Below are 13,084 nucleotides of genomic sequence, written 5' to 3'. Positions count from 1 at the left end.
GGGAAAAATGTTCGGGCGATCAAAAGAAGTGCGTGCATTTGTTCGACCGATCATTTAATATGTCCACAAGGGTATTGACACTCTCATTCCCTCCCGCCGGATGAACCCGCCTCTATGCGTTGTTTTTTTTCCTTGATTTTGATTGCTTCCACTACCTCTTTTCTGCATGCGGAACTGAGGATACTCCCGTCGTCGGTGCAACTCACCGGGAAGGGAAGCCGTCAGCAAGTCGTTGTGCAACAACAGATTGACGGCCGATGGGTGGATCGAACTTCTGACGCCAAATACGAACTGACTGATCCGAAGTTTGCCGTTGTCTCCGAAAAGGGGATCGTGACGCCGCTTGCGGATGGCAAAACGACTCTCCGCATTACGTTGGCCCAACAAACCAGCACTGTTCCGGTGACCGTGATTCGGGGAAGCGAATACCCGGCGGTTACCTTTGAGCGAGACATCCAGCCTATCTTAACTCGATATGGATGTAATTCCGGCCCCTGTCACGGGAAAGCCCGCGGGCAAAACGGATTCGCCTTGTCCCTGTTGGGATACGACAGCGATTTCGACCATGCGGCCATCACATCCGAGGCCAAGGGAAGGCGGTTGTTCCCCGTTGCACCCGAAAACAGCCTGTTCCTTCGCAAAGCCACCGGGCAGGTTCCTCACGGCGGCGGCAAGAAAATCTCCGCCGAGGAACCCGCGTATCAGACATTGCTGCGTTGGGTGGCCTCCGGCACCCCTCGAACCCCGGTGAATACCCCAGTCCTTGAACGAATCACCTTGGAACCTTCGGTGCTTTCAATGGGGTTTCGGCAAGATCAACGCATGTTGGTGACGGCGGTTTTCAGCGATGGCACGAAAGAAGACGTGACGCATCTCAGCACGTTTCAATCAAATGATGCCGTCTATGCCGGAGTTGACAACACCGGCCGGATTCGGACCGGCCCACTGCCGGGCGAGGCGGCCATCATGGCCCGTTACATGGAGAAGTTCGCGGTTTGTAACGTCTTGATTCCCCGCCCGGAAGCTGTTCCTGCCGATTACTACACAAAACTCCCCCGCCAGAATTTTATCGATGGTTTGGTTTGGGCTAAACTCCAACAACTTGGCCTAAAGCCCTCCGACCCGGCCGACGAGGCGACGTTCCACCGCCGGATTTATCTCGACATCATCGGCCGGTTGCCAACGCCCGAGGAAACGCGGACCTATCTGGCCAACCCGGCGGCAAACAAACGAACCGCCTTGGTTGACCGCCTGTTGGATCGCCCGGAATACGGTGATTGGTGGGCCAACAAATGGGCCGACCTGCTGCGGCCAAACCCGTATCACGTCGGCATCAAGGCAGTTTTCAACCTTGATGGCTGGCTGCGAGACTCATTCCGGCAGAACAAACCCTATGACGTGTTCGTTCGGGAATTGCTGACCGCGAGAGGAAGCACGTTCCGCAACGGGGCGGCGGTGATGTTCCGAAATCGTCGGCAACCGGATGAACTGACCACGATGGTCAGCCAGCTATTCCTCGGTGTCCGGCTTGATTGCGCCAAATGCCACCATCACCCCTTTGAGATTTGGGGGCAAAACGACTTTTACTCAATGGCCGCTTACTTCGGCCGGTTGGGTCATCAGGGGCAAGGAATCTCGGCCCCCATTTCCGGCGGCGAAGAAGTGATCTTTCTGTCCGGCAACAAGGGAGAAGTAAAACATCCGCTCAACGGCAAAGTGATGACGCCCAAGCCCCTCGTCGGAATGGCCGACGTGGGTAACGACGATGATCCCCGGCAGGTGTTCGCCAAATGGGTAACCTCCCCGGAGAACCCGTTTTTCGCCAAGGTGATCGTGAACCGCATGTGGGCTGACTTCATGGGGCGAGGAATCGTTGATCCCGTGGATGATTTGCGGGCGACCAATCCCCCGAGCAACGGGCCGCTGTTGGATGCTCTCGCGGATGACTTTCGCAAGAATGGTTACGATCTGAAGAAACTGATTCGGACGATTGTTTCTTCTCACGTTTATTCCATCAGCACCGATCCGAATGAAACGAACCACGGCGACCACCGGAATTACTCCCGGCATTACAGGCAGCGGTTGCGAGCCGAAGTGCTGTTGGATGCGGCCGGCGACATCACCGGGGTGGGCGAACGCTTCGATGGCATGCCCCCCGGCACGCGGGCGATGGAAGCTTGGACCGTGCGGATGAGTTCACTGTTCCTGGACAGCTTCGGCCGGCCAGATCCGAACCAAGACCCGCCTTGCGAACGGACCTTGGATACCAGTGTGGTGCAAAGCCTGCACTTGATGAACTCGCCAAATCTGCACCGGAAGATCACCGCCGACGAGGGCCGGGCCGCCAAGTTGGCCGCCAGCAAGATGACTTCGGCCGAGATCGTCAACGAACTCTATTTGGCGACCTATGGCCGGTTGCCGACCGATGCCGAGCGAACAAAAGCGGTGGCCCGTTTTGAAAAGCCGAACGCCGTCCGAAGGACAGCCACCGAAGATTTGATGTGGGCTTTGCTGAATACCCCCGAATTCGTGTTCAATAATTGAGCGGAGAAGGTGAACATGGCACGCCAAACGAACTGCGCGGGTATCTCCCGTCGGGATTGTCTGCAACTCGGGCTTGGCTCCCTCTTGGGCGGCGGTTTGGCAAATGCCCTGCGGATGCAAGCCACGGCCGGGGAAAGCTCCTCTCCCATCCGGCAGGCGAAAAGTTGCATCCTGATTTGGATGGACGGCGGGCCGTCGCATTATGAAACATTCGACCCGAAACCATCGGCCCCGGCTGAGTATCGCGGCGAGTTCAAAGCCATCAACACCAAAGTGCCCGGCATGCAATTCGCCGAACACATGGTTCGCCTCGGGGCCATCGGCAACGAACTGGCGGTGATCCGATCAATCCGGCACGACCAAGGGAATCATGGAGCCGGCAATCATTACATGATGACCGGTGCCCCGCCGCGAATCCCCGTTGGTTGCGGAGCCTTCGTTAGTTTTCACCCCTCGCTTGGTTCCGTCACGGCTTCCCAGGTGGAGGCTCCCGCCGGGTTGCCTGCTTACTTCAGCATCCCGAGCATGACGCGTTCCGGCGGGCCAAACTTCCTCGGGGCCAAATATGCCCCTTTCGTGGTTGCGGACAATCCGAACACGGCCGACTTCCGCGTCCGCGATGTCGCCCTGCCCCGTGGCCTCACTGGTGATCGGTTTGCCAGCCGGTCGGACATCCGGACCGAGGTGGACACCTTCAAGCGATATCTGGATGAAACAGTCTCCGACCCGGCGACCGGCCTCGACCAACATTACCGGCAAGCCTACGACCTGATGCAATCGAAGGAGGCCCAAGCTGCCTTCGATATCCAACGCGAACCCGACCGCGTGCGGGAAACCTACGGGCGCAATCCCTTTGGCCAACGGGCATTGCTGGCCCGGCGGCTCGTCGAGGCGGGCGTGCCGTTCATCACCATCGACGACGGCGGTTGGGACCATCACACCAAACTATTCGAGACCCTCAAGAAACGGCTTCCCACGTGGGACCAAACCGTGGCCGCTCTGATCGACGACCTTCGCCAGCGTGGTTTGTTGGAAACCACGTTGGTAATCGCCCTCGGCGAATTCGGCCGAACCCCGCAAATCAACAAGGATTCCGGCCGGGATCACTGGTCGAACGCCATGAGCGTGTTGATGGCCGGCGGCGGCACCCCCGGCGGCCAAGTGTTGGGGGCGACGGACGCCAAAGGCTTCGCGGCCGTCGAACGGGTGCTGAGTCCCGAGAACTTTGCCTCCACCGTGTACGCGAAACTCGGCATCGATCCGGGGAAGATCCTGTACGACGCCAACAAGCGCCCCGTGCATCTTGTCAGCGATCCGACACCGATCAAAGAACTGATGGGTTGAACCGCCTCATGCGTTATTCCCTGTTGATTTTGCTCGCGTGTCCCGTGCTTGGGTTCACGGCTCCTCCAACCCTCACGAACCTCTATCCCGCCGGGGGCCAGCTTGGTTCCACGGTCGAGGTTTTGGCTGGCGGGACTTTTCCCAAATGGCCGGTTCAGGCGTGGTGTTCGGAACCGAAGATCGAAATCACCCCCTTGAAGGACAAGGGAAAACTGACGATCAAGATCCCGGCCGATGTGCTGCCGAAACCCGTGTGGATTCGCTTGCATGATGGCGACGGTTCTTCAGCCCCCCGCCCCTTCATGTTGGGTCGGTTGCCAGAACTGGCCGAGAAAGAACCAAACGACGAAACCGCCAAATCCCAGCCGATCACCGGCAATGCGCTGGTCAACGGAAAGCTCGACAAATCCGGGGATGTTGACACCTACCGCATGACGCTCAAGAAAGGGGAAACGCTTGTCGCCTTCCTCTTGGCAAACGAAGTCATCGCGTCCCCTGTTGATGCGGTTCTGCAAATGCTGACTGCCGATGGTTTCGTTGTCGCCCAAGATCACGACACACACGGTCTGGACCCGCAAATCGCATATGCGGCCCCTCGGGACGGCGAATATCTCGTTCGGGTATTCGGTTTCCCGTCCGCGCCGGACTCCAGTATTCGACTGTACGGTGCCGACACAATCATCTACCGGCTGATGCTGACCACGGGGCCGTTCCCCGATCACGTGATCCCGCTGGCCGTCTCTCGCAAACAACCCGGACGAGTCAGGCTTTCCGGATGGAACATACCGCCAGACCTCGTTGAACTACCGGCGGAGATCAACGGCAATGAGGCTTGGGTGAACCATCCCAAACTGCCCGAACTTGTCCCCATGCGACTCATCGATGAACCAACGCTGGTCGAAGGGGCCAAAGATTACACACCGCCGTTTGCCCTCACTCGGCGAATCACCAAAGAAGACGAAACCCAGATGCTCAGCGTGATCGGCAAAAAGGGCCAACCGCTGCATATTTCCACGCATTCCCGACAAATGGGTCTGGGTGTCACCCCGATACTACGAATCCTTTCCTCGTCGTTAGAAGTTCTCGCCAAAGCGGTTCCGCCCCAACTCAACACCGACAGCGAACTTCGGTTCACACCGGCCGCCGACGGCCCCTTCACCATCGAAGTGCGGGATCAGTTCGGGCAGTTTGGTCCCCGTTCTGAGTATCTGCTTCGTGTGCGGACACCCCTCGCTGATTTTGATGCGACCATCCCGTCAGACCGGATCGGCGTGAAACCGGGGGCGACAACGGATGTGATCGTTACCGTGACTCGACGCGATGGCTTGACCGGTGATCTGCTTGCGGAAGTCGAGGGGCTTCCCGCCGGGGTCACCATGAAGGAACTTCCTCCCACGAAAGGGAAAGGGGATGGCAAAACCATCACCCTTCAATTCCATGCGGAGGAGACGGCGAAATCAGGTCCGTTTCGTCTGGTGTTGAAATCAGCCGGAAAAACGGAACTCACCCGAACGGCACGGGCGACCATCCCCGAGCAAACACCGGCTGTCACCGAGTATTTGTGGCTGGCGGTTACGGCCGACCCAACCCCGCCGCCCCCGAAGAAGAAAAAGAAGTGACCATCACGCGCGTCCCTCGGTTTCAAACCGCCGCACGGCCATGACCCAGAACAGCCCCGCAAGCAACATCGAAAACAGGATTCCCCCGGTTGCCGCGAGATAGGTGTCCCATGTGAATGGGATAAAGCTGTCGCCAGTACCCCACCCGTAACCATCCATTCCGTTGCCGTGCAGAAAGATCAATCGACTCCACATGAGCATGGGATTAATCGTCCGGCTCCACTCGGGGTAATCCGGTTGCATCGAGAATGCGCCGTTGTTTGACAAGTTGAATCGCATGTTCGCCTCGGCCAACAAATACGTGCCGATCACCAACACGGACAGCGACCCCAAAAACAGCACGTTGGATTGCACAATGCTCCGGCAACGAGCCGACAGCCAAACGCCGAATGTCCCGGACAGCAATCCGACGGCGACCGCCGATAACAAAGTCAGTGGAATCGCCAGCGGCGACAATCCTCCTCCAATAACAACAAACACGATCAGGACACTAAGCAGTGTGACCGGAAGAATTCCGTGGGCCAGGCCGCCGATCAACTTCGCCGACAGAATGTCCCGACGAGGACCGGGCAACATGAGCAAATCGATCAATGTGTGTTTCTGCCGTTCTTTCGCGATACCGCTTGCTGCCGTCAGTCCGACGGCTGACATCATCCAGAGCAGGATTAACCCGCCACACACCCGGATCGTGTGATGCGGCGAAATCGACTCGGTAAAAAGCAACACGCCGAAAATGATCCCCGCGAGCAACAACACGATTCGCAAAAAGAACGCCATTCCATGTGAAGACAGCATAAGCCAGCGGAAAAATCCCATGATTTCGATCCGCTCGAAAGCCGGCGGACAATCGGAAACATTGAAGTAATTCCGGGCCAGTTCGCCGAATTTCACCCGCTTGTTCGCCTGCAACTCCTTCCACAACAACGGAGATTCCGTCTCGGAAAGCGTGGCCAGTTTCGGCCCTCGCTGGCCGGGCAACGGCGGCGGGGCTCGCTCCCCCTCGTCAAGCCGTTTCTTCTGACGGAGCATGGCGAGCCGCAACCAGCGCTGGCCGATGCCATAGCTCACGATGACAATCCCCCCCTGAAGCGGAAGATACCAAATGAATCCAACCGCCCCGGCGATCCAGTGGCCGCTGGCCATCGCAATAATCAAGAACGGAGAAGCGGGAAACAACAATCCATCCAGCAACGCAATCAGCAGATAACTCCGCAGGATGGCCGAGCGCATCGACTCGGCATACGCGCTCACGGCGGCGGTGATTGTTCCCGCACCGATGGCGCTCAACCCCACTGCGAGGTAACAAACCACGATGATCCCGGCCGAAACGCCCCCCCATAACTGAGTGAGAAACAGAATGGGCAGTCCGGCGGCGATGACCAACAGAACCTGGACAATGCGCGCTCCAACCTTGCCGACATAAACCTCGCGCCGGGTGAGCCGGGTGGTTAGCAATATCTCGCCGGACCGTGTTTCGCGTTCCTCGAAGATTGCCCCGGCCACGAACACCGGCGTGAGCAGCAGAACAGCAATTCCCTGCACGACGAAAAAGGTGATCGCAAACGTTTCGGCAAACTTGCCGAGTTCCTTGCCAATCTCCGTGCCCGACCCAGTGAACGACTGCGACGTGTCGAATTTGGAACTCCACAACGCCCACATGGCGGTGAGGAGGCAACCACCGAGAACGGTGCGAGCAAGAGCCAATTGTCCGGTGCGACGCCCGGCCCGCAAGATTTCCCAACTCAGGAGGGCATTGGTGAACCGGCTGAAAAATCCCACCTTCTCCGGCGGCGACTTCTTCGGACGGACACGACGGGTGGGCAGCGGCGGCGGTGTGGACATGCGGCCTGTCGGTGCGAGTGGATCAACCCATGAATGAGGAGAATTGTACCCGACGACCGGCCGCCGGGACAATGAATCGAATCAAAAGCGAGAGAGCGGGGAGAGGGATTTCACATGGTGACAGGCGGCACCGCCTGTCACCAAATCAGCATTACTCAATTCTTCTTCTGAAAATCACCCGCTTGGATGATCGTCAGTTTCTTCGGGTCCAGCAATTTTTGGTAAGCCTTCTGGATTTCCGAGGGAGACAGCGATTCGATCTTCTTTTCAAGATCGGCATAGTAATCAAACTTCCGGCCGACGAACAGACCGTTCGCCAGTTGAACCGCCAGCAGGGCGTCGCTTGATCGCTGCACTTTCATGGAATCGATATAGCCCTTCTTGCCGGAATCCAACTCTTCCAGACTCACGCCTTCCTTGAGGAACTTGCCGACTTCCTCGGCGATGGTCACATCCACCTTTTGCATGTTCGCCGGATTCGTGATGGCGTAGATTTGCATCATGCCCGCCTTGTCCGTCGCGTCCGCATTGAAACCAGAGCCGACGCCATAAGAGAGGCCCTTTTCGCCACGAACCCGATTGCTCAGGCGAGAGGCGAGTGGGGCGCCGCCCAACAGGTAATTGCCCATTTGCATCGCGGCATAATCCGGGTCGCTGTCCGTCATCGGCAGGGCCAGACCGGCGAAGTAAATCGCGTTCGCCTTGTCCGGCGTATTGATCACTTCTGTGCTGCCGGTTTCGGCCGTCTTCAACTCCCGGTCGATCCGCTTGTAGGGCACATCGGACTTCCAACCATTCAACATCGTCGAAACGGCGCCCACCAGAACGGCCTGGTCGAATTCACCCACCGCCACCAATTCGCCGGCCTGCGGGGCAACCTGTTTGGCGAAGAGTTCTTTGACCTGTTCCAAAGTCGTTGCCTTCACCCGTTCGATGGATTCGTCAATGGTCGGCACATATCGAATGTTATCCTTGGGATAAACGACCAGTTTCCGCTGCATCGCCCGCACGGCCAGATGTTGCGGATCGGTTTTCTGGGTGGTCAGTTGTTCCAGTTTCTCGTTCTTGATGAGCGTGAATTCCGATTCCGGCAAAGTCGGATCTCGGAGGATTTCTCCGACCAGTTTCAGCGTCGCCTCCAGATTCTCTTTCTTGGCCTTGATGGACACGATCAGTGAACCCACACTACCGCTGAACGACACCCGGGCGCCGAGTTTGTCGAATTCATCCGTGATCTGCTGACGGGTGTGTTTGGAAGTCCCCCGCGGCAGCAAATCTCCCAACGCCTCGGAGGCGAAGGCCAGCCCTTTCAAGGTTCCTTCGTTGCCAAACCGCAGGCTCAATCGAATATCGGCCATTTCCCCGCGAGTTTTTTTGCCGAGGAAAGCCGTCTTCAGGGAACCGACTTCTCCGCGAATCACCCGCTTCTCAATGTTTTCCGGCGTCGGGTCGAAGGCTTCCCCGGAGGAGACAACCGCCCGGCCCTTGTAGCCTTCGAGCATTTTGGCAACACTCGGCGTTTCCGGGATGTTCGCCCGCTCGGCCTTCGTGGCCGGGTAGTACACCCCGACGGTGCGGTTGTTGCGGGTAAGATAGGCGGCGGCCGCTTTGTTCACATCGGCGGCGGTCACTTTCTCCAAGCGGTCGCGATGGAGGAAGTACAACCGCCAGTCCCCGGCCCCGGCCCATTCGCTCAGTTGGATGGCGAAACGATCACTCGACGAGAGCAATTGCTCGTTGAACTTGGCGAAGCGTTGTTTGGAACGGCTCACTTCCTCCTCGGTCAACGGCTTTTCGGCAAGCGATTCCACGGCTTGAATCATGGCATCGCGGGCCAAGTCGATTTCCTTGGCGTTCTCCACCTTGGCGGTGATCTCGATGACCCCCGGATCATGCCAGGCGTAGGTGCTACCGCTCAGGCTGGTGACTTTCTTGGTTTCAACGAGGGCCTTGAACAACCGGCCGGCCGGTTCACTGGTCAGACAGTCTTCCAACACCTGCACGGCCGCATAGTCCTCGGTCGGCCCGGACGACACGTGGTACACCAAGCCGATGGCCCCGACCGTTCCCACTCGTCGCAAGACCACCTGGCGTTCGCCGTCTTGAGCCGGTTCTTCGGTGTAGGTGTTCGTAAGTTTGCGATCCGGCTTCTTCAGGGCACCGAAGTATTTCGTCGTGTATTCGAGGGCTTTCTTCTCGTCGAACTTGCCGGCGACGACGAGCATGGAATTATCCGGCTGGTAGAACTTCTTGTAAAATTCCTTCAGGTTATCGACCGGAACTCGTTCAATGTCGGTGCGATTGCCGATAGTGGATTTGCCGTAGTTGTGCCACTCATAGGCGGCGGACATCATCCGCTGGCTGAGAATGTGTTCGGGGTTGTTTTCCCCCATTTCAAACTCATTCCGCACCACGGTCATCTCCGAGAGCAAATCCTCCCGCTTGATGAAACTGTTCACCATGCGGTCGGCTTCCATGCTGATGCCGAATTCCAGATTGATATCCGATGCGGGCATGGTCTCGAAATAATTGGTCCGGTCCACCCACGTCGTGCCGTTGAAGCGGGCGCCGTGGTCGGCCAGGGCCTTGGGAATTTGCGGAAACGTCGGCGTTCCCTTGAACACCATGTGTTCCAGCAAGTGGGCCATACCCGTCTCGCCGTATCCCTCGTGACGACTGCCGCAAAACACCGTGAGATTCACGGTGACAACCGGGCGGGAGGCATCGGGAAACAACAATACGCGAAATCCGTTCGGGTACTTGTATTCGGTAATTCCCTCAACCGTGCCGACCTTGATGGGGCCTTCCTCGGCCGCCGTCACCGGGGAAGACATGAGGCACGCTCCTGCGATTAACATTCCAATGAGCCAACGCTGCATGGAGACACTCCTTGATGGGGCACGCGAAATCAGTGACGCGCAACGGAGCCATCTTATCGCGTGATGGCCGGGTAGCATCGGCAAATGCGTGGAAATGATGTGGTCCAGAAATGACGCGAACCTTCGGCCTGTTCCGGCGGGAACAAGTCGAAGGTTCGTGCAGTGTGGCCTCACTTTGTCCGTCGTTGAAGACTAATCACCGGCCCGGCGGTATTGTCTTCGGGGGAGCGATCGGCTCGAAATTGGTGGTCGCCGGGGGCACCACGGTCATGGCGGGCAACATGGCCGGGGCGACATGCGTGGTTTCGCCATAGCCGGGCTTGTGTGGGTTGATCCCCACGGAATCCCCCGGCACGGCCGCACAGTCGCACTCGCCGCCGACGTGTCTGCAACCAATCCCTAGTTGCAGCACGCCACACATGGCCACAACGGCCATCAATCGGATCATGGGTTCCTTCCCTTCCGAATTCGGTTGTCGACGACGAATCCTATGATTCCCCGCCATCAACCATGAGGGGGTCGTCTTACGCCGACGACCCGGTTTCCTCATTCATTTCGGCAAACCTGTTTCCCGTGCTTCATCCATTTTCCCAGGATGACCGGGGCTTCCTGCTAAGATGAGCAAAGTTGTCCATCCCCTTCCTCGAATGGATCTTTGAATGGATGCCGTGATTCTCGCCGCCGGCTTTGGAACCCGCCTTCGGCCCCACACCAACGACACCCCCAAACCGCTCCTGAAAATTCAAGGCCGGCCCATCTTGGATTGGACAATTGCCGCCCTCCCCCCGCAAGTGAACCGCCTGATCGTGGTGACCAACTACCTCGCCGAACAGGTTGAGGCCTATCTGGCCGCACAAACGCACATCAAGGATTGGGTGAGTGTCCGGCAGCCAGTGCCACGAGGAACCGGGGATGCCCTGCTCTCCTGCCGGGAACATTCAAAGAGCGAACGTCTGTTGGTTTTGAACGGCGATGATCTGTACGGGGCGAAAGATCTGGCCGTTCTGGCCTCGAAACCGGCCGGGGTGCTGGCCCACCCGGTGGACGAACCCCGCAAGTTTGGCATTGTGTTCCGTCACCCGGACGGCACGTTGGCCGAGATGATTGAAAAGCCGGAACTTGACGGAACACAACTCGCCAACATCGGGGCTTATGTGTTCCCAAAGTCCGTCTTCGACATTGAACTGACGCTCTCGAAACGAAACGAATATGAAGTGACCGAGGCGGTGGACAAACTGGCTAAACGCGGTCCGTTCCATGTCGTGGAAGCCACTTTCTGGCTCCCCATTGGAACGGTCGAGGCTTGGGAAGCCTCGCAAACCGCCGATCTGACGATGGCCCGCCCGGAATAGCCATCAGAATTGTCCGAGGAAGCGAAGATCGTTCTTCCAGAATTCCCGGATGTCGTCGATGGCATGCTTCAGCATGGTGATCCGCTGCGGACCCATGCCGAAGGCGAAGCCGCTGACCACATCGGGATCATAGCCGCCGTTGCGCAACACAGTCGGATGAATCATCCCGGCTCCCATGATTTCCAGCCAGCCGGTGCCTTTGGTCAGACGGTCAGCGTTCGGGTCTTCCTTCGGCCAGTCAATGTCCACTTCGATGGAAGGTTCCGTGAACGGGAAGTAGCTGGAACGGATGCGAATTTGCCGTTCTTGGCCGAACAACCGGCGGGCAAACGCGGTGATCGTTCCCTTGAGGTCGGCCATCGTGATGTTCGGCCCGATGACCAGCCCTTCCACCTGCTCGAACTGGATTTCACTTCGTGTGGTGATGGCCTCGTAGCGATAACACATCCCCGGCAACACCGCACGCACAGGGTTGGGGGCGAATTGCTTCATCACATGGATTTGGCCGGGGGAGGTGTGGGTGCGAAGCAACACCCCCGGCGTTTTGGTGTGGAACGTGTCCCACATGTCGCGGGCCGGGTGATGCGGCGGCATGTTGAGCAATTCGAAATTTGTCTGATCGTCTTCCACTTCCCGACTGCGGAAAACCTGAAACCCCATGTCTGCGAAAATGGCGTCAATTTCCCGCATGACGCGGGTGGCGATGTGAATGCCACCCGCCGACATGGTGCGTCCGGGCAATGTCACATCCAAGGGGTTGGCCGCGAGATTGGCCAAAAGGCTGGCTTCTTTCTCGATCGCCAACTTCTGCTCGTAAGCGGTCAAGAGAGATTGCTTGACGCGATTGCCGTCTTGCCCGTAAGCTTTGCGCTGATCGGCGGGAAGAGTACTTACCAACCGCAGGGCCGCGTTCATCTCCCCTTTTTCGCCGAAAAACTTGGTATTCCAAGCGCGAAGAGCCGCCTCGTCGGTGGCCGCGTGGAGTTCGGCGGCCGCCCGTTGTTCGAGTTGAGCCAAGGCTTCGTTCGCAGTCACGTCGGCCATCCGTTGCATCTCTCTTGCGGAATCAGGTTTTCTTCACTGTACGAAGACAGGCCGACCGCTGACACCAGGGCTACTCAGCGGTTGATCTTGGGCAGGATGGCGAAATTGGTTATGGAGGATTTCCTTTTGGAGATCCGTCATGGCCGCGTCGCTGATCGATTTGTTGCGAGAACTCAAAGACCCGCGTGACCCGCGCGGGTTGCAGTATCCGCTGGCGTCCGTTCTGGGACTGTGCCTGGTCGCCATTCTCGCCGGGCACACCAGTCTGGCCGCCATTGCCCACTTCGGCCGTCTGCGCGGCCCGCGACTCGGCCACCCTCTCGGGTTCCCGAGCAAGAAGATGCCTGCGGCCAACACCCTGTCGTTGCTGCTGCGTGATCTGGACGCCGACCACCTGGACCGGATCATCGGGGCGTGGCTGGCCGGGCGGCACGCGGCCGGATGGGACCATGTGGCCATT

General features: G+C 58.3%; 9 protein-coding genes. 5 read left to right on the top strand and 4 right to left on the bottom strand.

Going from position 1 to position 13,084, the window contains the following annotated elements:
* The first annotated feature begins 114 nt into the window (after positions 1-114).
* From BGIM_RS0129375 to BGIM_RS0129365, 3 genes are read left to right on the top strand one after another with little or no spacing between them, the layout of a single operon-like run.
* Positions 115-2,544, top strand: a complete 2,430-nt coding sequence (locus BGIM_RS0129375) for a DUF1549 domain-containing protein (RefSeq protein ID WP_020473263.1) — start codon at positions 115-117, stop codon at positions 2,542-2,544.
* Positions 2,545-2,559: 15 nt separating this feature from the next.
* Complete coding sequence (locus tag BGIM_RS0129370; RefSeq protein WP_020473262.1) at positions 2,560-3,888, top strand: DUF1501 domain-containing protein; 1,329 nt, start codon at positions 2,560-2,562, stop codon at positions 3,886-3,888.
* Positions 3,889-3,896: 8 nt separating this feature from the next.
* A complete protein-coding gene (locus tag BGIM_RS0129365) occupies positions 3,897-5,507 on the top strand; it encodes a PPC domain-containing protein (RefSeq protein ID WP_020473261.1) in 1,611 nt (536 codons plus the stop codon).
* Between the two features lie 3 nt (positions 5,508-5,510).
* Here the strand turns inward: BGIM_RS0129365 and BGIM_RS0129360 are convergent, their stop codons facing one another.
* The 3 genes from BGIM_RS0129360 to BGIM_RS0129350 all read right to left on the bottom strand — a co-directional run bounded on the left by BGIM_RS0129360 (position 5,511) and on the right by BGIM_RS0129350 (position 10,676).
* Positions 5,511-7,349, bottom strand: a complete 1,839-nt coding sequence (locus BGIM_RS0129360; RefSeq protein WP_020473260.1) for an ABC transporter permease subunit — start codon at positions 7,347-7,349, stop codon at positions 5,511-5,513.
* Between the two features lie 155 nt (positions 7,350-7,504).
* Positions 7,505-10,228 carry a M16 family metallopeptidase gene (locus BGIM_RS0129355; RefSeq protein ID WP_238537742.1) on the bottom strand — a complete coding sequence of 908 codons (2,724 nt, stop codon included), beginning with the start codon at positions 10,226-10,228 and terminating at the stop codon, positions 7,505-7,507.
* 196 nt (positions 10,229-10,424) lie between these two features.
* The gene (locus tag BGIM_RS0129350; protein ID WP_020473258.1) at positions 10,425-10,676 is read right to left on the bottom strand and encodes a hypothetical protein; all 252 of its coding nucleotides are present in this window, start codon (positions 10,674-10,676) and stop codon (positions 10,425-10,427) included.
* Positions 10,677-10,887: 211 nt separating this feature from the next.
* Between BGIM_RS0129350 and BGIM_RS0129345 the strand changes: the two genes are divergently transcribed.
* Positions 10,888-11,580 carry a nucleotidyltransferase family protein gene (locus BGIM_RS0129345; protein WP_020473257.1) on the top strand — a complete coding sequence of 231 codons (693 nt, stop codon included), beginning with the start codon at positions 10,888-10,890 and terminating at the stop codon, positions 11,578-11,580.
* A 3-nt stretch (positions 11,581-11,583) separates the two neighbouring features.
* On the opposite strand, the gene pheS is transcribed toward BGIM_RS0129345, so the two are convergent.
* A complete protein-coding gene (gene pheS, locus BGIM_RS0129340) occupies positions 11,584-12,615 on the bottom strand; it encodes a phenylalanine--tRNA ligase subunit alpha (RefSeq protein WP_029630800.1) in 1,032 nt (343 codons plus the stop codon).
* A 148-nt stretch (positions 12,616-12,763) separates the two neighbouring features.
* Between pheS and BGIM_RS53030 the strand changes: the two genes are divergently transcribed.
* A partial coding sequence (locus tag BGIM_RS53030) for a transposase family protein (RefSeq protein WP_040890937.1) occupies positions 12,764-13,084 on the top strand: 321 nt, incomplete at its 3' end.

Origin of the sequence: Zavarzinella formosa DSM 19928, from assembly GCF_000255705.1 — a bacterium.
Classification (GTDB): domain Bacteria; phylum Planctomycetota; class Planctomycetia; order Gemmatales; family Gemmataceae; genus Zavarzinella; species Zavarzinella formosa.
This window is presented reverse-complemented; position numbering and strand designations above follow the sequence as displayed.